The organism is Faecalibacterium sp. AM43-5AT, assembly GCF_003603345.1.
Classification (GTDB): Bacteria; Bacillota; Clostridia; order Oscillospirales; family Ruminococcaceae; genus Faecalibacterium; species Faecalibacterium taiwanense.
In genome coordinates this window covers 12,275-29,041 of record NZ_QVGZ01000002.1, presented here as the reverse complement: position 1 = coordinate 29,041, position 16,767 = coordinate 12,275, and the positions used below count along the sequence as shown (strand labels likewise).

General features: G+C 45.9%; 21 protein-coding genes and 2 pseudogenes. 20 read left to right on the top strand and 3 right to left on the bottom strand.

Features of this window, described 5'->3' with window-relative positions:
• Positions 1 to 21: 21 nt before the first annotated feature.
• The 6 genes from DW937_RS04030 (at position 22) to DW937_RS04005 (ending at position 5,966) form a co-directional block, all read left to right on the top strand.
• Positions 22 to 732: an IspD/TarI family cytidylyltransferase gene (locus DW937_RS04030; protein WP_120020553.1), complete on the top strand. Its 711-nt coding sequence runs from the start codon at positions 22 to 24 to the stop codon at positions 730 to 732.
• A gap of 11 nt (positions 733 to 743) precedes the next feature.
• Complete coding sequence (locus DW937_RS04025; RefSeq protein WP_120120206.1) at positions 744 to 1,787, top strand: NAD-dependent epimerase/dehydratase family protein; 1,044 nt, start codon at positions 744 to 746, stop codon at positions 1,785 to 1,787.
• Positions 1,788 to 1,790: 3 nt separating this feature from the next.
• Positions 1,791 to 2,486, top strand: a complete 696-nt coding sequence (locus DW937_RS04020) for an L-ribulose-5-phosphate 4-epimerase (protein WP_120020551.1) — start codon at positions 1,791 to 1,793, stop codon at positions 2,484 to 2,486.
• A gap of 144 nt (positions 2,487 to 2,630) precedes the next feature.
• Positions 2,631 to 4,016, top strand: a complete 1,386-nt coding sequence (glmM, locus tag DW937_RS04015) for a phosphoglucosamine mutase (protein WP_120120205.1) — start codon at positions 2,631 to 2,633, stop codon at positions 4,014 to 4,016.
• Between the two features lie 327 nt (positions 4,017 to 4,343).
• Positions 4,344 to 5,321, top strand: a complete 978-nt coding sequence (locus tag DW937_RS04010) for an alpha/beta hydrolase (protein ID WP_165852881.1) — start codon at positions 4,344 to 4,346, stop codon at positions 5,319 to 5,321.
• 315 nt (positions 5,322 to 5,636) lie between these two features.
• The gene (locus DW937_RS04005) at positions 5,637 to 5,966 is read left to right on the top strand and encodes a hypothetical protein (RefSeq protein ID WP_120120204.1); all 330 of its coding nucleotides are present in this window, start codon (positions 5,637 to 5,639) and stop codon (positions 5,964 to 5,966) included.
• Positions 5,967 to 6,037: 71 nt separating this feature from the next.
• On the opposite strand, the gene DW937_RS04000 is transcribed toward DW937_RS04005, so the two are convergent.
• A complete protein-coding gene (locus tag DW937_RS04000; protein WP_120120203.1) occupies positions 6,038 to 6,592 on the bottom strand; it encodes an ImmA/IrrE family metallo-endopeptidase in 555 nt (184 codons plus the stop codon).
• A 45-nt stretch (positions 6,593 to 6,637) separates the two neighbouring features.
• The gene (locus tag DW937_RS03995; RefSeq protein ID WP_055185268.1) at positions 6,638 to 7,039 is read right to left on the bottom strand and encodes a helix-turn-helix transcriptional regulator; all 402 of its coding nucleotides are present in this window, start codon (positions 7,037 to 7,039) and stop codon (positions 6,638 to 6,640) included.
• A gap of 284 nt (positions 7,040 to 7,323) precedes the next feature.
• Here DW937_RS03995 and DW937_RS03990 point away from each other — a divergent pair, with 284 nt between their 5' ends.
• From DW937_RS03990 to DW937_RS03950, 11 genes and pseudogenes are all read left to right on the top strand, one after another.
• On the top strand, positions 7,324 to 7,530 hold the full coding sequence (locus tag DW937_RS03990) for a hypothetical protein (protein WP_120120202.1): 207 nt from the start codon (positions 7,324 to 7,326) through the stop codon (positions 7,528 to 7,530).
• Between the two features lie 398 nt (positions 7,531 to 7,928).
• Complete coding sequence (locus DW937_RS03985) at positions 7,929 to 8,591, top strand: sigma-70 family RNA polymerase sigma factor (RefSeq protein ID WP_120120201.1); 663 nt, start codon at positions 7,929 to 7,931, stop codon at positions 8,589 to 8,591.
• Positions 8,588 to 8,761, top strand: coding sequence for a hypothetical protein (locus DW937_RS14870; protein ID WP_165852880.1), 174 nt, complete (start codon positions 8,588 to 8,590; stop codon positions 8,759 to 8,761). Before DW937_RS03985 ends, DW937_RS14870 begins: the two co-directional genes overlap by 4 nt.
• Before the next feature lie 372 nt (positions 8,762 to 9,133).
• Positions 9,134 to 10,015: a DUF6017 domain-containing protein gene (locus DW937_RS03980; RefSeq protein ID WP_120120200.1), complete on the top strand. Its 882-nt coding sequence runs from the start codon at positions 9,134 to 9,136 to the stop codon at positions 10,013 to 10,015.
• 12 nt (positions 10,016 to 10,027) lie between these two features.
• Positions 10,028 to 10,690 carry a phage antirepressor KilAC domain-containing protein gene (locus DW937_RS03975; protein WP_120120199.1) on the top strand — a complete coding sequence of 221 codons (663 nt, stop codon included), beginning with the start codon at positions 10,028 to 10,030 and terminating at the stop codon, positions 10,688 to 10,690.
• 4 nt (positions 10,691 to 10,694) lie between these two features.
• The gene (locus DW937_RS03970; RefSeq protein ID WP_120120198.1) at positions 10,695 to 10,880 is read left to right on the top strand and encodes a hypothetical protein; all 186 of its coding nucleotides are present in this window, start codon (positions 10,695 to 10,697) and stop codon (positions 10,878 to 10,880) included.
• Positions 10,881 to 10,911: 31 nt separating this feature from the next.
• On the top strand, positions 10,912 to 11,409 hold the full coding sequence (locus DW937_RS03965; RefSeq protein WP_120120197.1) for a PcfB family protein: 498 nt from the start codon (positions 10,912 to 10,914) through the stop codon (positions 11,407 to 11,409).
• A 101-nt stretch (positions 11,410 to 11,510) separates the two neighbouring features.
• Positions 11,511 to 12,473, top strand: a pseudogene (locus DW937_RS15165) (type IV secretory system conjugative DNA transfer family protein); the annotation flags it as partial.
• Between the two features lie 90 nt (positions 12,474 to 12,563).
• Positions 12,564 to 14,444, top strand: a complete 1,881-nt coding sequence (locus DW937_RS15160; protein WP_243030884.1) for a DUF4368 domain-containing protein — start codon at positions 12,564 to 12,566, stop codon at positions 14,442 to 14,444.
• Between the two features lie 26 nt (positions 14,445 to 14,470).
• Positions 14,471 to 14,824, top strand: coding sequence for a TnpV protein (locus tag DW937_RS03955; RefSeq protein WP_035394338.1), 354 nt, complete (start codon positions 14,471 to 14,473; stop codon positions 14,822 to 14,824).
• A 16-nt stretch (positions 14,825 to 14,840) separates the two neighbouring features.
• Positions 14,841 to 15,140 carry a hypothetical protein gene (locus DW937_RS03950; protein WP_005933668.1) on the top strand — a complete coding sequence of 100 codons (300 nt, stop codon included), beginning with the start codon at positions 14,841 to 14,843 and terminating at the stop codon, positions 15,138 to 15,140.
• Positions 15,141 to 15,167: 27 nt separating this feature from the next.
• Here DW937_RS03950 and DW937_RS03945 read toward each other — a convergent pair whose 3' ends face one another.
• A complete protein-coding gene (locus tag DW937_RS03945; RefSeq protein ID WP_005933665.1) occupies positions 15,168 to 15,536 on the bottom strand; it encodes a helix-turn-helix transcriptional regulator in 369 nt (122 codons plus the stop codon).
• 144 nt (positions 15,537 to 15,680) lie between these two features.
• On the opposite strand from DW937_RS03945, the gene DW937_RS03940 reads away from it, so the two are divergent.
• From DW937_RS03940 to DW937_RS15155, 3 genes and pseudogenes are all read left to right on the top strand, one after another.
• A complete protein-coding gene (locus DW937_RS03940; RefSeq protein WP_005933662.1) occupies positions 15,681 to 15,869 on the top strand; it encodes a helix-turn-helix domain-containing protein in 189 nt (62 codons plus the stop codon).
• Positions 15,862 to 16,554 carry a response regulator transcription factor gene (locus DW937_RS03935; protein ID WP_007037412.1) on the top strand — a complete coding sequence of 231 codons (693 nt, stop codon included), beginning with the start codon at positions 15,862 to 15,864 and terminating at the stop codon, positions 16,552 to 16,554. Before DW937_RS03940 ends, DW937_RS03935 begins: the two co-directional genes overlap by 8 nt.
• 5 nt (positions 16,555 to 16,559) lie before the next feature.
• Positions 16,560 to 16,767 (top strand): annotated as a pseudogene (locus tag DW937_RS15155) (sensor histidine kinase); the annotation flags it as partial.

Here is a 16,767-nt window from a genome sequence, read left to right as displayed (position 1 = left end):
AATCAAAGGAGATAAAGAATAATGAATATTGCTTTACTTATTGCTGGTGGCTCTGGAGCACGGATGCATCAGAATATCCCGAAACAGTTTCTTACCGTGAATGAGCGACCGGTTATTGTGTATACGCTTGAAGCGTTCCAGCATCACCCGGAGATCGATGAGATTGCAGTTGTTTGCATTGAAGGTTGGGAATCTGTTCTTTGGGCTTATGCAAACCAGTTTAATATTACAAAGTTGAAGTATGTTGTGCCGGGTGGAAAGAATGGTCAGGATTCTATTCGAAATGGTGTCTTTGAATTGGAAAAGCATCATTCTCCGGATGATATAGTCCTAATCCATGATGCAATTCGCCCTATGGTGTCAGCAGAAATCATTTCGGATTGTATTCGAGTAACTCAGCTACATGGTAATGCCATCACGGTCATCCCTTGTGCAGAGGCAATGATGCAGACTGAGGACGGCGTTGTTTCGACGGGAAGCTATCCACGCGATAATTTGAAGAGAACACAGACCCCTCAGGGATTTCCTATTGGTAAAATTTGCGATTTGCACAGAAGAGCATTGAAAGCGGGCATTACAAATTCCGTGGCCTCCTGCACACTGATGATTGAAATGGGAGAACAGGTGTATTTTTCTGCGGGGTCAGAAAAGAACATTAAGCTGACAACAGTAGAAGATATCGATATATTTAAAGCGCTTCTAATTGCAAAAAGATCCGATTGGCTAAAGTAAAGGAGAAAGAGATGAATCTGCATCAGAGTAAGTTATATTTTGAAGATATAGATAGAGCCTTAGATCATGTTGTTGGTATGGAGGCACTGCGAAATAAAAGCATCCTGGTGACAGGAGCAACAGGAACAATTGGCTCTTTTGTGGCTGATGCACTGATTCGATATAGCCAGAAAAATAATGCCGACACCGTTATTTATTTGGGCGGGCGAAATGCTGAAAAACTGAGGCACCAGTTCGGCATTCAAAAGAATGTGGATTTTTTACAGTATGATATGAACGCTCCCATTGGCTTTAATGTTCATGTGGATTATATAATTCATGCGGCTGGGAATGCTCATCCTGCGGCATTTAATGGAAATCCTGTTGGGACAACGATGGGAAATATAGAAAGCACATTTAGATTACTCGAATATCTAAGATTGCATGAAGGAAAAAGACTTTTATATGTGTCGTCAGGTGAGGTTTATGGTCAAGGAGATGTGTCCCTAGATTCCTTTGATGAGTTGTACTCAGGATATCTAGATGTTTTGTCTCCACGTTCATGCTATCCGCTCAGTAAGCGAATGACGGAAAATCTTTGCAGTAGTTACTGGAAGCAATACGGAGTAGAAAGCGTTATTGTGCGCCCGTGCCATACTTATGGACCTTACATGACGGAAACAGACAATCGTGCTCATGCACAGTTTTTCCGCAATGCACTTGACGGAGAAAATATTATCCTGAAAAGTGCAGGAACACAAATGCGTAGCTACAACTATGTGGCTGACTGTGCGGCGGCACTATTGAGTGTGCTTATTCAAGGAATTTCCGGCGAGGCATATAACTTGGCAAACCCGCATTCTAAATTGACTATTGCAGAGTTGGCTAAAAAAATAGCTGTCGCTGGACATAGTAGAGTTGTTTTTGAAATCCCTGATGCGGTAGATTTAGCAAATCAATCCCCTATCCCGAAGCAGGTCTTGAATTCAGCAAAGATTGAAAAGCTTGGTTGGAAACCAACATTTGATGTAGAGGAAGGAATTTGTCATACGTTGAATATTTTGAGAGGATTATAAAATATGTTGGAGAAATTGAAGAAAGCTGTATGCGATGCAAACCTAGATCTTGTAGCTAAGGGCGTGGTAATCTACACGTGGGGCAATGTAAGTGGCATATCTGAAGATAGAAAGTACATGGTAATTAAGCCATCTGGTGTTGACTACGATGGTATGAGTCCTGAGGACATGGTTGTTGTTGATATTGTAAGCGGTGAACGTATAGAGGGTAAATGGAATCCGTCTTCTGATACAAAAACCCATTTGGAACTTTATAGAAAATATAATTCTATAAATGGTATTGTCCATACTCATTCAGTTAATGCTGTTGCTTTCGCACAGGCAGGAATGAAAATTCCTGCTTTAGGGACAACACATGCGGATTATTTCTATGGAGATATTCCATGCACGAGAGAACTTACGAAACAAGAAGTAATGGAAGACTACGAAACGAATACAGGAAAGGTGATTATAGAAACCATTGAGAACGGTAACTATGATCCTATGGCTGTTCCCGGAATCGTTGTGAAAAACCATGGGCCATTTGCATGGGGAAAAAGTCCAGCGAACGCTGTATATAATGCAGTTGTCATGGAAAAGGTAGCGGAAATGGATTTAAAAACATTGTTGCTTAATCCAGATAGCTCGATGGCTCAGTATGTGCTGGATAAGCATTATATGAGGAAGCATGGCCCGAATGCCTATTATGGGCAGAAATAATAAAAAATAGGCCGTGTTTACGCGCATGGATATGTTGCTCAAATATGCTATTTCTCTGTAGGCAATAGAGATGTACCTATTAGCCCTTTGGAAAATAGCATATCTAATTCGTATGCAAGCTCTTAAAAATTGAGGAAAAGAATAATGTCAAAATATTTTGGAACAGATGGCTTCCGTGGTGAAGCCGGAATTACCTTGACAGCCGACCACGCCTACAAGGTAGGCCGGTTCCTCGGCTGGTACTACAATGCTCTTCGTGAGCGCAACGGCAACAACGAGCCCGCCCGCATCGTCATCGGCAAAGACACTCGCCGCAGTTCCTATATGTTCGAGTACAGTCTGGTCGCAGGCTTGACTGCTTCCGGTGCAGATGCCTATCTGCTCCACGTCACTACAACTCCGTCTGTGGCGTATATCGCCCGTGTGGATGACTTTGACTGTGGTATCATGATCTCCGCCAGCCACAATCCGTACTACGATAATGGCATCAAGCTGATCGATTGCTACGGTGAAAAAATGCCGGAGGAGACTCTGCTGCTGGTGGAGGATTACATCGATGGCAAGCTCAATGTGTTCGATAAGGACTGGCCAGAACTGCCTTTTGCTCATCGTGAGCATATCGGCTGTACTGTGGATTACATCTCTGGCCGTAACCGTTACATGGGCTACCTGATCTCTCTGGGTATCTACTCTTTCAAGGGCGTCAAGGTTGGTCTGGACTGCGCCAACGGTAGTTCCTGGAACATCGCCAAGTCTGTGTTCGATGCCCTCGGAGCAGATACCTACGTCATCAATAACCATCCGAATGGTCTGAACATCAACAATAATGCTGGCTCCACTCATATCGAGGGCCTCCAAAAGTTTGTTGTGGAGAAGGGCTTGGATGTCGGTTTTGCATACGATGGCGATGCCGACCGCTGCTTGTGCGTGGATGAGAAAGGCAATGTCATCACTGGCGACCATATCCTTTACATTTACGGTTGCTACATGAAGGAGCGCGGCAAGCTGCTGACTAACACTGTGGTCACGACCGTTATGTCCAATTTTGGTCTGTACAAAGCGTTCGATGAACAGGGCATCGGCTATGCCAAGACCGCTGTGGGCGATAAGTATGTCTACGAGTACATGGCAAAGAACGGCTGCCGTATCGGTGGTGAGCAGAGCGGCCATATCATCTTCTCCAAGTATGCAAGCACTGGCGATGGCATTCTGACCAGTCTGAAGATGATGGAAGTCATGCTGGCGAAGAAGAAGCCGATGAGCGAACTGGCAGCACCGTTGAAGATTTATCCGCAGGTGCTTGAGAATGTCCGTGTGACCGATAAGAAGGCTGCACAGAATGACCATGCCGTGCAGGAAGCCGTGTCTAAAGTTGCTGAGGCACTGGGCGATACTGGCCGTATTCTGGTTCGTGAATCCGGCACTGAGCCAGTCGTGCGTGTTATGGTGGAAGCACCTGACCACGACACCTGCCAGAAGTATGTTGACGAAGTGGTCAACGTGATTTGCGAAAAGGGATATAAGGCGTAAAGTCAAGGACGACTCTGGGCAGTAATCCAGAGCCGTTTTGCATAATAGAGGGAAAGTAAAACAAAGAAGAGAGGGATAAACCTATGTGTGGAATTGTTGGTTTTACAGGAAACCGACAGGCAGCACCGATCCTACTGGATGGACTGTCTAAACTGGAATATAGAGGATATACGTAAAAAAGATTTTGGACAGTTCAAATTGCTGTGTGATAGATGGAGGTATTTATAAATTGTAAATTTGTCAGAAATACCAACTTGAGTTACGAAAATAACTATTTGAACACGAAAAATGAAGCAATAATGTTATGTAAAAGGAATGAAATCAAAAGTGAAGAGAAAAAAAGTATACTTCATAACAGTTGTTGTTGGATTTGCTATATGCATGGTCGGAGTTATATTTGGAAGCCGATTGGTATTTCAGCGAACCTGCGAAAGAAGAACTACTCCATGGTCAGATTTAGGTACTGCAGACGATGATGAATATAGAATTCTCATAGATGCATATAAAATAAAAAATCAATCAAATGAAACTGTTATGATACAAGCATTTGATAATACAAAACTGATAGGTCATTATTATGAAAGAGAAAAAGGTGCGCCTTTAATTGTGTTTTTTCATGGATTGTGGGGGCACAGTTATTTGGATGGCGTGCCAATATATAGAATTACACAAAAACACAATTGGAATCTTCTACTATGTGACTTACGCGCACAGGGAGATAGTGAAGGGGAATTCTCAACATTAGGAGTGCTAGAAAAATATGATTGTCTTGATTGGGTAGAATGGGCACAAAATCGCTTTGGAGATAAAAATCCTATTTTTCTTATGGGAGTTTCAATGGGAGCATCAATTGTGATGATGAGCAGTGATTTGGAGTTGCCTGATTCAGTATATGGAATTATTGATGACTGTGGTTTTACATCTACATTGGACGTGATAAAGCAGAATAATAACAAGCAAATATCAAAATACATACCCAAAAATCTAGTTCCTACTATGCTTAATGTAGGAACAAAGATTTGGGGGAGTTTTGATTTATCAGACGCAGATGCGTGTAAGGCTTTAGCACATACCGATATTCCTCTTTTAATCATTCACGGTGACGAAGATATGAAGGCACCTTTATCTATGGCTTATAAACTATACGATAGTTGTAATGGTGAAAAGCAGTTATATATAGTTCATGGGGCAGATCATACAGAAAATTATAGAAAAGACCCGGGAGGATATGAGAAAATTGTAACAAAGTTTATTGAAGAAAGGCTCCGACAAAAAAAGTGCCAGACCCCTGGTACTAAACCGTAAACGCAAAATGAACAAAATATGTCGTTCGTTCTTTTTGGTGTTCTCTATGCTTCTCGTTGCAACAATTTCCATGGTAATGTTGCGGCTCGAATGAACAGCATCAATGCAAACAAAGATACATTTAAAATGTATACAGATATGTTTTTGACAGAATATATTGTTTTAGCAATCCATCTGAATAGCCAAGGTGCTTTATCGGATATGGTACTGAATAAGGTTAAGGAAAATGCCAATTTGATGGTATGATAGATATTGCTCGTAGACCCGCAGAGTGATATACTTTAGTTATTATAATTGGAAAGAGGTTTGTATCCTATGCCCAGAACAAAAGGTAGCAAGAATAAGCCCAAAACTGTGACTGCTGATTTCGCAACGCAGATTGCAGAAAAGCAGTCCGCAAAGGGAGCGCTCACAGCGGAAATCGCATCTATCACCGCAAACATTGACACTTTGAAGGCTGACCTGAAAGTGAAGAAGACTGCTCTGAAGAAGGCCGAAAAAGAAGTGGCAATGCTGGAAACGAAGAAGGCAAAGGCAGACGCCAAAGCTGCAGAAGAAGCAAAAAAGACAGAAGCGGAGTCCGTTCTGAAAAAGCTGCTGGCCGAAGGCATGAGTGCCGATGAAATCCTCGCAAAACTGAAATAACACGAAAAACCCGTGATGGACAGGCATAACGCACCGTCCATTACGGGTTTTAGAATTATGAGAACATAAGTTCATCCGGCGGCAACATCAAACTGAAAATGTGCCGGAAGGTTGAGCTTTTTGATAAACGCATGGTGCTGGGCGTGGTAGTGACGTAGATCATATCCCAGATGATGCAGTTCCAGCAGCTTCACCAGCACCAGATTGAGGTGGATTCCCTTAGCAGCGGCAATCTGCGCAGCGTCCAGCCCGCTTCGCGTCATTTGATAGACTTCATCACTGTCCAGCATCAGGTGGGATGTGAAAGCGTTATGCTCATAAAGAAGGATGTGCTTATCCTTAATGGTCAGAAACTTGTTCAGGGTATGCAAGTCCATAAGCAGCTGATGCTCCAGATAATGTCCAAGTGCATAGCCGCACACCATCTGCTTTGTCTGTTTGTCCAGCTGGCGATTGATAAGGATCAGTGGCTTATCAAAATAGAGTGAAAGCAAACCCAACATATCTTTAATGCGAGATGTTTCGCTGATGTCCAGACTGCAACTGCGCGCGATCTGTTTGATGTTGCGAGTTCCGGCAGTTTGGACAAGTTCGTTGGCAGCTTGGTGAATAAACGCAGAATCCATAATGTAATCTCCTTCCGGGGATGGCATAGTGAATGGAACCGTGGTTTACAGGTTCATTATTCGTTCCTTTTCTCGTTTTTGTTCTCGGTACTTAAAATAGGCTTTGTGCATTTCATACATGATGCCGTCCATATCCTGCGGGGTCAACTCTCCGCTGGCAAATAGCTCAGTAAGCTCAAATGCGAGATGCTGGGCTTCTATTTTGCCCTTTTTTCCGTAGGCTTCGGCGGCACGTTCGATAAATAAAGACTGATCCGGCTGTAAATAGGTCAAAGGTACATGGAATATATCGGCCATCTTTTCAAGCATTTCAATACTGCGAGGATAGCGGCCATCACGTTCCCATCCGATGATCGTTCGTTTGTTGATACCCAGACATTGTGCCAATTCGTCCTGTGTTAAAGAATGTTTCTTTCGTAGATCGCGAACTTTCTCTCCAAATTTCATGTTTGCAACCTTTCTATGGCGTAGTTATCGTGCTGTAACAATGTGCAACGGAATTTGTAAATATTCGAGCTGAAAGATGCAATGAATTTTCACATTTTCCTCTTGACACGGCGATATGACTTGCTTATAATATATGCTATATTCTATCATCTTTTGGATTATTATACCGTAAAAAGCGCAAATATGCAAGATGAAAAAGGTGAAAAAAGAGCGGAAGTTCAAAAGGTGAAATTGAATAGAAGAAAAGAAGAAACTTAAACCAACACAAAGGAGGCCGTGAGAAGATGAGCAACGGAGAACATGAAATCCGCACCCCAAAGGGGCTGCGGATCGGGAATCGCAGTGTCGTTGATGGAAAGAATATGCTTCAGATCAAGCGTGGTGGCTGTGAAGATTATATTTCTGCTGAATCTCTGGTGGAGTGTATTCACGGCCTTCCCGTGAAGAGTATCGAATTTTTCACAGCAGAGAATCATCGGAAAGAAGCCTGAAGCAGGGAGCTTCATCGGACACTGAAAGCGCAGAGGTGGAATCTTAGGCGGCACGTAGTTAGCCGACCAGCTCCACCAGACGTTCTTTTGGGTCTACAATATAATATCTGTTTGTTAGAGCGATACCGTAGCAATATGTGATATAGGCCGGGACAGAATGAGCGAATGCAGCGCAGTAGTGCGCCTGCAAGTAGTTCATCCTGTTCCGGCTTTTTTATTTTCTCGAAAATCTGTATTCCCAGGTGGCTCTACGGATTCATGTTAGTATAGGGACTTCAAAAAATAGAAAGCAGCAAGAGGAATCTTAGATTCCCGTTAAAAAAAACGGGTGAATCTGAGATGATTTTTGCTGCTTTTTTTCAGTTCACCCAGAGCCGGAAGGCAGAAAGGTGGACAAAATGCTTACATTGAAAAAGGTCAAGGAACTGGTAAACGCACCTGTACACACCAAGCGCGTACCCTCTCCAAAGGTGCTTTTGGAAGAAGGTCGGATTTTTCTGCGTAAAGAATTTGAGCATGGCAGTCATCTGACACTCTATCACAACGGCTATGTTTGGTTTTCTGCTGGAAAGCGCAATACTGTGTTCCATATCCATGACTGCCGTGGGGACTATGCCTACGGTGCATCAAAAGGAAAGGGCGAAGTGATTAAGGAAGAATACTTTGAAAACTGCGAGTGGCATATTCGCGCACTGTTTGAGGGCGAACAGAGAGTGGAGGAATCACAGCTGAAGTGCGAGGGCGTAGGTCAGACCAAAGTGAGTGTGTCATATCATGCCGTGGCGGAAGATTGGGGAGAGATGGCAGACTCTGAAATCAATGTTCTGGATAAATATATTGAGAAGGAAGCACTTCATGCAATGATGGCGGTTCTAACGGAAAAGCAGCGTAACCTGATCTACCAGAATTATGTTCTTGACAAGACCCATCAGGAAATTGCAGATGGTATGGGAATTGCACGCGGGTCGGTTACAAGGTCTGTCAATCAGGCACTTGAACGGATTCGTCGCAAATTTGATTTTGAAGCACATTATGAATTGGCATTGGGAGATTTCACATGAGAGGGAAACAGCAGATGAGCAATAATACCCGGCAAACAGAAAAAGTGGCAAGCGGTTCTCCTTATATCAATCGGTGCGGTGAATATACCATCGAGGCCGAATTTGCAGGCAGTAGTTCATTGGAAAGCTGCATTGCAGCTTATCTCAATGAAAAATATCAAATTGAATAAAGATGAATGCTTCGATAATTCGTTGAAAATGAATGCAGAATAAGTATTTTCAAAAAATCTTTAAGAACTGTATCCCCCAAGGCCCCTTCAAATTCATATTAGTGTAAGGGTTAGAGAAGAGAACCTTACGAAGCTCTTTGAAAACTGAATAAGCCATCCCAGAGAGATACTTCTGGCACTGAATGTGCATCCTGCGCGTCTTACCAGAGAAAACGCCGCTGAAATATGGGGCAGGAACGGGCTGGGGCAGAATGGCAAAGCTCAAATAACAGCAGATACACTGCGGTGGAGCAAGGAAACGTGTTCCACCGTAGGAATGTACTGTTATTTCCAATAGTGCAAATCCAATCCGACAGGGGGTGATGAATTTACATGGTGTACCCGTATTTCAAAGGTCTGGAAGCAGACCGATACAGCTTTTACCGTGTGCCGAAAGCACTGGTCAAGGCTGATCTGTTCCAGAAGATGTCCGGGGACGCCAAGCTGCTGTATGCTGTGCTGCTGGATCGTATGAGCCTTTCCATCAAGAACGGCTGGCAGGACAAGCACGGCAACGCCTACATTATCTGCACGATAGAGGAAGTCATGGACTCTATTCATTGTGCCAGACAAAAGGCGGTCAAACTGCTGGATGAACTGGAACAGGAGTTTCAGCTTATCGAGCGGCGCAGACAAGGACTTGGCAAACCCAATCTGCTGTATGTGAAAGACCTTTATGCGGGGCTTTCGCAATCGAACTACTGGAAGTATGAAAATCATACTTCCGGCGGTTTGAAAAACGAACTTCCGGGAGTTCTAAAATCAAACGGAAGTAATACTGAGAAGATAAATAAGACAGATAATAATAAAACTGATCTTATCTATCCGGCTGAATTGCAGGAAGAAGAACAGTACCGCCGCTATTTCAAGAAAGCTCTGGAACTGAAAATTCTGGAACAGGGCTATCCGGCAGATAAAGCAGTCCTGTATGAGATTCTGGAACTGCTGGTGGAAACCGTCACCAGCAGAAAGAAGTTCCTGCGCATTTGCGGGGAGGATAAGCCGAAGGAGGTGGTGAAAAGCCGCCTGATGAAGCTGGATTCCTCGCATATCCAGTACATATTGGAGTGCTTAAAAGAAAACAGCACTCAGATTCGGAACATCAAGCAATACCTGCTGGCAACACTCTATAACGCACCTGTGACCGTGGATAGCTATTATTCCGCACAGGTTCGGCATGAATTTGGGTGGAGCGGCAGAGTAGATAAGAACTAGGAGGACAACCCCATGAACATCGTATTCATGAGTATGGACACGCTGCCCTCTACGCTGTGGGCGCGTGATCTGTATGACCAGATGCACATTCGCAGCGATTTCCGCAAGTGGTTCCCGCGTATGTGTCAGTATGGTTTCATCGAGGGCCGCGACTACGAGTATATGCCCCGTGTCCGGCTGCAGGATGAGGGCGGGCGCACGGTCCAGAGGTATGTAAAAGACTACCGCATCACGCAGGACATGGCAAAGAAGCTCTGCAAGCTGCACCATACGGCAGTCGGTGCGGCGTACCATCCACAGCCGTTTGACTGGGATGCGCTGCTGGGCCTGCTGCATAAGAAGCCGCCGCGCCGGAGCAGCTACGAAGCGCAGCTGAGCGATTCGGATTCGCTGGTGACGACTACGCAGATCGCCAAAGAGTACGGCTGCGGACCAAAGGTATTCAATCGGCTGCTGCATCTGCACGGCATCCAGTACCGGGCCAACGGCCAGTGGGTGCTGTATTCGGAACACCACGGTAAGGGCTATACGTCCAGCCTGACGTTCCGGCTCCAGCGCAGCGATGGTTCCGAGGTGGAAAAGCTGCACACGGCATGGACGCAGAAAGGTCGGAAGTTCCTTTATCATACGTTGAAGCGGCACGGGGTGCTGCCGCTGGCTGAACAGGGAGGTTAAACCTATGAATTTTACCGATAATCCGTTTGAACGCATGATGCGCCAGCGTCCGGGAACGGACAGCGGCCATCCCTGCAAGCACTGCCGCCACAAATGGGAGTGCGGCTATCTGCTGCACCAGTGCAGAAAGAAGTTCCGCTCGGTGCTGGGCGATACCGCGCCGCCTGCGGCCAGGGCAGTCCGCCCCTGATGCAACGGCAATAGAAGGGAGGTGAGCATCCGTGCAGGAAGAAGTCAACGAGAAAACCATTTCGCTGTGCATCAAAGGAGGAAAAATCACTGCACAGATTTTGAAAGCAGCCCTGATAAAGCTGCTGGCGGAAATGGACAAGAAAAAGCAGCGGGGGAAAGGAGAAAAAAGCCAATGTAGGAAAACAGGTCGGCAGAGCATCAAGAGTCTGCAAAAGAGCGGCGCGCGGATCACGAACATCGTTGTCACAGACAATAATATCAAGTCGTTTGACCGGGTGGCCCGGAAGTATGGCATTGATTACAGTCTGAAAAAGGTGGAACAGGAGGGAAAAACAGAATACCTTGTCTTTTTCAAGGCCAAGGATGTGGATGTTATGACCGCCGCCTTTAAGGAGTACACCAGTGAAACGCTGAAAAAGCAGAAGCGTGAATCGGTGCGCCAGAAGCTGGAAAAGGTAAAAGAGGAACTTTCCAATCACCGTCAACTCAAGAAAGAAAAGAAGAGGGAGCAGGAACCGATACGATGAAAAATCCGAAAACACCTGCCCGTCTGCCGCGCAAAGCACCGTCCAACCAGACGGGCGGCACGGCATGGGGTAAAAAAATGGCTGCAGAGTTCAGCAGGATGATGCAGTCGGCAGACATGAAAAAGCTGATCCTGCTGAATTTTCCGTACATCATCGCCTTTTACATGGTGGAGAAAGCTGCATGGCTCTACCGCCATTGCAATGGCGATTCCGTGGTGGACAGGCTGATGGTTCTTTTTATGAACTTTGGCCTGGCCTACAAAAGTGTCTTACCCAGTTTTCACCCGTTCGACCTGATGGTGGGGCTGGTCGGCGCAGCTGCGCTGAAAGCAGTAATCTACTTCAAAGGGAAGAACGCGAAGAAGTATCGGCAAGGCGAAGAATATGGCTCTGCCCGATGGGGCAACCAGAAGGACATCGAACCTTTTATTGACCCGGTATTCGAGAACAACGTCATCCTCACACAGACCGAACGGCTGATGATGAGTGGTAGACCAAAGCATCCGAAGTACGCTCGCAATAAAAACGTCATTGTGATCGGCGGCAGCGGCAGCGGTAAGACCCGATTTTACGTCAAGCCCAACTTGATGCAGATGCCCCAAAAGGTCAGCTATGTCCTGACCGATCCCAAAGGCACAATTATTGTCGAGTGCGGAAAGATGCTCTCGGATGCCGGGTATAAGATCAAAGTCCTGAACACCATCAACTTCAAAAAATCCATGCGATACAATCCATTCCATTACATCCGCAGTGAGAAGGATATTCTGAAACTGGTCAATACCATCATCGCCAATACAAAGGGGGATGGCGAGAAGTCCGGTGAGGATTTCTGGGTCAAGGCCGAACGCCTGCTCTACTGCGCACTCATCGGCTATATCTACTATGAAGCCCCGGAGGAAGAACAGAACTTCTCCACACTGTTGGAATTTATCAATGCCAGTGAAGCCCGCGAGGATGATGAAACCTTCAAAAATGCCGTAGATGAGCTTTTTGAGGAGCTGGAACAAAAGAAGCCGGAGCATTTTGCAGTCCGCCAGTATAAGAAATACAAGCTGGCTGCCGGTGATATATGCTCTAAGTGACTTCTTAATCATGATTTTGTCATGGTTAGTGAAGCAATCACTTAGAGCATTTTTGTTTCAGGAGGTACAGCCATGAGAAATGAAAAAATTACCCCACTGTACGAGCGCCTGAGCCGGGACGACGAGTTACAGGGCGAGAGCAATTCCATATCCAACCAAAAACAGATGTTAGAGGATTTTGCCCGCCGGAATGGGCTGCCAAACCCTACGCACTTTACAGATGATGGTATCTCAGGCACCCGTTTTGACCGCCCCGGATTTTTGGCGATGATGGAGGAAGTGGAGGCAGGGCGTGTAGAGGCAATCGTCATCAAGGACATGAGCCGGTTGGGGCGCGACTATCTGAAGGTCGGTCAGGTCATGGAGGTTTTGCGGCAACGCGGTGTTCGTCTGATCGCCATCAACGACGGTGTGGACAGTCTGAAAGGCGATGACGATTTTACCCCATTCCGCAACATCATGAATGAATTTTACGCCCGTGATACCAGCAGGAAAATCCGTTCTGTGTTTAAGGCAAAAGGTATGAGCGGCAAGCACCTGACCGGCACTGTGATTTACGGCTACTTATGGGACGAAAAACGGGAGCATTGGCTGGTAGATGAGGAAGCCGCCGAAGTGGTACGCCGTATCTTCTCCCTCACGCTGGAGGGATATGGGCCTTATCAGATTGCCTGCAAATTATCCGCAGATCGGATTGAAATTCCCGTCGTACACCTTGCCCGCTTCAACGAGGGTGTGAACCGTTCAAAGCCGGTCAAAGACCCCTATGGATGGGGGTCATCTACCATCGTGAACATTTTGAAAAAACGAGAGTATTTGGGGCACACCATCAATTTCAAGACCCGCAAGCACTTTAAGGACAAGAAAAGCCACTATGTTTCTGAGGACGAGTGGACGCTCTTTGAGAATACCCATGAAGCCATTATCGACCAGCAGACCTTTGATCTGGTGCAGAAAATCCGCAGCAATGTACGGCGTTATCCAAACGGCTGGGGCGAAGCAGCTCCCCTCACGGGCTTGCTCTATTGTGCAGATTGTGGCGGCAAGATGTATGTCCACCGCACCAACAATGGCAGGCGGATTTCTCAATATACCTGTTCCAATTATACCAAAGTTCCGTGTGGGACACTATGCCCTACACAACACCGTATCAATGAGAGTGCTGTTCTGACATTGGTTTCTGACACGCTCCGGGCTATCGCTGAATATTCCAGAAATGACCGGACGGAATTTATTCACACCGTTCAGGAAACGCAGGTTGCTCAACAGAGTGCCGATATATCGAAAAAGCGCAGGCGTCTGGCCGCTGCTCAAAAGAGAGCCGGAGAACTGGAAAAACTGATTTGCAAAATCTATGAGGACAATGCCCTCGGCAAGCTGCCGGATGCACGATATAGGGCGCTTGATGCACAGTATGCCAAAGAGCAGGACGCACTTGAGATTGAAATTGCGGAGCTGGAAAAGGCTGTGACCGGCTACGAGCAAAGCCAGAAATCAGCGGAGAAATTTATAGCCCTGATTGATAAGTACGAGAATTTTGACACGCTGACAAATACCATGCTCAACGAGTTTGTAGAGAAAATCCTTGTCCATGAACGCTCCCGAAAAGGCAGTCAGGATACCACGCAGGAAATTGAAATTTACTTCAATTTTTTAGGACGCTATATCCCGCCATCCTTACAGCCGGTTCCTTTAACTCCAGAGGAACAGGAAGAATTGCGGAAAAAAGAAGAACGCAAGGACAGGCTCCATCAGAACTATTTGAAGCGGAAAGCCAGCGGCGCACAGAAACGGTATGAGGACAAAATCAAGGCGAAGAAAAAAGCGGAAATGGACGCTAAGAAAGCCCTGATCCGGGCTGAGGATATGAAAAAAGGTGTTTTTTCTACTGTCGGACAGCTACCGAAAGAAGAACCGCGCAAAGGCAGCATAGCAGCCAGCGCAGCAGTCTAATCATCACGGAGCAAAGGAGAATGAATATGAGTAAGTTGACTTACATTCGTTGTGGAGATTATGATATACCCAACCTAAAACTTTCTGAACAGCCGGAAACTTCTATCGGCAAGTACGGCAGGATGCGAAAATCCTACCTGAAGGAACATCGTCCCATTCTCTACAACCAACTGCTGATGAGCGAGAAACTGTATCCGCACCTGTTAGAGATTGATTGGACAGCGCAGGAGCGCGTGGACACCATGTTGCCTCACATGATGGAGGCTGCGGGTGTCACTGAGGAACTGAAAGCCTGTGATCCTATGCGCTGGGTAGGACTGATGAACACATTAACGGCACAGATTGAGGAAATTTTAATCAGGGAACTGATTTGCAGTTGAATGGGAGGTGTGGGAAATGCTGACCTTTGAAAAGGTTCTGGAAGTGTTTCAGGCATATCTGGATGATGATCCTCTGTATGAGGTGGTGCAGACCAGCCACGGTTATACATTGATGGCATGGGAACCTCACCGGAATGACTGGTACAGCGCCGAAATACAGAAAACTCCGGAGGATTTGCGAAACGCCTTGCTGGATACATACGCCAACTTTCTGGAAGATAAGATTACCGGAAATGACCGCGATCTGACTGTGACAGAAACCGGAGAAATCCAGCAGAGGTGCCGGGAACTTTGGGAAAAGTGCCGGGAAACTTGATATAGAAACGCCAGAAGGAGGCCGCGATTATGCGTCCTCCTTCTGCTTCGCAGTCTGTTCCATTTTGAGCGCCCCGTCTATGGCACCTTCGATAATCGGCAGGTATTCTTCAGGGCAAAGCTTCAGCTTGTGGCTGACTCGTTGCCGCTGTTCGCTTTCTTCCCGCATGATCTCCGGGTTAAAATACCGTTCCACGGGAAGTCCGCAGACCTTAATCAACTGGATCATCACAGGCAGGCTCGGAATCGCACCTTGATTCTCAATGTTGGCAAGATACCGCCATTCAATCCCAACCATTTCTGCCAATGTTTTTCGTGCCAGACGCTTTGCCTCTCGTGCGGCTTTGACATCTGCGCCGAAGGTTTCAAAACCGGGACAATCTTCAACTTTCGCCATATAACATCACCTAGTTACATTGTATAATTCATACTTTGCCTGTGGAATGTTGCTATATGCAGGTTGGTTGAAGTTTATAATTCACATTCCGTTTCTTGCATTGTTCGAGAAAGAGAACTATAATGTACTCTGTGGAGGTGCGAAATGGACTATATGACATTGAAAGAGGCCGCCGAGAAATGGGGCGTGACACCTCGTAGGGTAAATTATTATTGTGCCGGTGGGCGTATCCCCGGCGCTGTGAAAATGGCCGGTGTTTGGCTGCTCCCTAAAACTGCGGAGAAGCCGCTTGATGGCCGGACAAAACAAGGAAAGGAACTACGCCATGAATAAAATTTTGATTATAGATGATGACAGAGAACTGTGCGCTTTGATTAAACGCAGCGTACAATCGGAACATATAGAAGCCGATTTTTGTAATACCGGAAAAGAGGGCTTGCAGAAATTAAAAGAGCAGGAGTATCAGCTTGTGGTGCTGGATGTGATGATGCCCGGTATGGATGGCTTTGAAACGCTGGAAGAAATCCGCAAAGAGAACAGCCTGCCGATTTTGATGTTTACATCCAAAAATGACAGCATTTCTAAAGTGCGGGGCTTACGGGCCGGGGCGGACGATTATCTGACAAAACCGTTTGATATGGACGAACTGATTGCCCGTATTGCGTCCCTCATTCGCCGCTACACCCGCTTTAATCATCAAGCCGGAGCTGTGCAAAAACTGGATTTTGATGGATTGCAAATTGACCTTGAAAATCGTTCTGTTACGACGGAAAATGGCACTTTTGAACTTCCACCAAAGGAATTTGATCTGCTCCTGTACTGCGCAAAGCATCAAGGAAAAATTTTGACAAAACAGCAGATTTATGAGGAAGTTTGGGGCGAAGAATATTTCTATGATGACAGTAACATTATGGCGATTATCAGCCGGCTTCGTAAAAAATTAGAAGTCAATCCTTCAAGCCCAAAGTATATCCAAACGGTCAAAGGGATTGGCTACCGCTTTAATAAGGAGGTATAGCCAATATGGAAATCATCGTTTTCTTGTCCATTGTGATTGCTGTTGTGGCTGTGCTGACTTCCATCGTTCTCGTTCGGCGCGTAAAAAAACAAATCGCAGAAATGACCGATGTGCTGGTTGATGTGAAAAACGGAAATGGCAACCGGCGTATTCTGTCTGCAACAAATGAATTGACAGCACCTCTTGCCTATGAAATCAATGAGATTGTTGTGT

What these genes read in the sequence shown, in the direction of transcription:
- DW937_RS04030 (WP_120020553.1), top strand. Translation starts at nt 22, where the DNA reads ATGAATATTGCTTTACTTATTGCTGGTGGCTCTGGAGCACGGATGCAT.
- DW937_RS04025 (WP_120120206.1), top strand. Translation starts at nt 744, where the DNA reads ATGAATCTGCATCAGAGTAAGTTATATTTTGAAGATATAGATAGAGCC.
- DW937_RS04020 (WP_120020551.1), top strand. Translation starts at nt 1,791, where the DNA reads ATGTTGGAGAAATTGAAGAAAGCTGTATGCGATGCAAACCTAGATCTT.
- glmM (WP_120120205.1), top strand. Translation starts at nt 2,631, where the DNA reads ATGTCAAAATATTTTGGAACAGATGGCTTCCGTGGTGAAGCCGGAATT.
- DW937_RS04005 (WP_120120204.1), top strand. Translation starts at nt 5,637, where the DNA reads ATGCCCAGAACAAAAGGTAGCAAGAATAAGCCCAAAACTGTGACTGCT.
- DW937_RS04000 (WP_120120203.1), bottom strand. Translation starts at nt 6,592, where the DNA reads ATGGATTCTGCGTTTATTCACCAAGCTGCCAACGAACTTGTCCAAACT.
- DW937_RS03995 (WP_055185268.1), bottom strand. Translation starts at nt 7,039, where the DNA reads ATGAAATTTGGAGAGAAAGTTCGCGATCTACGAAAGAAACATTCTTTA.
- DW937_RS03990 (WP_120120202.1), top strand. Translation starts at nt 7,324, where the DNA reads ATGAGCAACGGAGAACATGAAATCCGCACCCCAAAGGGGCTGCGGATC.
- DW937_RS03985 (WP_120120201.1), top strand. Translation starts at nt 7,929, where the DNA reads ATGCTTACATTGAAAAAGGTCAAGGAACTGGTAAACGCACCTGTACAC.
- DW937_RS14870 (WP_165852880.1), top strand. Translation starts at nt 8,588, where the DNA reads ATGAGAGGGAAACAGCAGATGAGCAATAATACCCGGCAAACAGAAAAA.
- DW937_RS03980 (WP_120120200.1), top strand. Translation starts at nt 9,134, where the DNA reads ATGGTGTACCCGTATTTCAAAGGTCTGGAAGCAGACCGATACAGCTTT.
- DW937_RS03975 (WP_120120199.1), top strand. Translation starts at nt 10,028, where the DNA reads ATGAACATCGTATTCATGAGTATGGACACGCTGCCCTCTACGCTGTGG.
- DW937_RS03970 (WP_120120198.1), top strand. Translation starts at nt 10,695, where the DNA reads ATGAATTTTACCGATAATCCGTTTGAACGCATGATGCGCCAGCGTCCG.
- DW937_RS15160 (WP_243030884.1), top strand. Translation starts at nt 12,564, where the DNA reads ATGAGAAATGAAAAAATTACCCCACTGTACGAGCGCCTGAGCCGGGAC.
- DW937_RS03955 (WP_035394338.1), top strand. Translation starts at nt 14,471, where the DNA reads ATGAGTAAGTTGACTTACATTCGTTGTGGAGATTATGATATACCCAAC.
- DW937_RS03950 (WP_005933668.1), top strand. Translation starts at nt 14,841, where the DNA reads ATGCTGACCTTTGAAAAGGTTCTGGAAGTGTTTCAGGCATATCTGGAT.
- DW937_RS03945 (WP_005933665.1), bottom strand. Translation starts at nt 15,536, where the DNA reads ATGGCGAAAGTTGAAGATTGTCCCGGTTTTGAAACCTTCGGCGCAGAT.
- DW937_RS03940 (WP_005933662.1), top strand. Translation starts at nt 15,681, where the DNA reads ATGGACTATATGACATTGAAAGAGGCCGCCGAGAAATGGGGCGTGACA.
- DW937_RS03935 (WP_007037412.1), top strand. Translation starts at nt 15,862, where the DNA reads ATGAATAAAATTTTGATTATAGATGATGACAGAGAACTGTGCGCTTTG.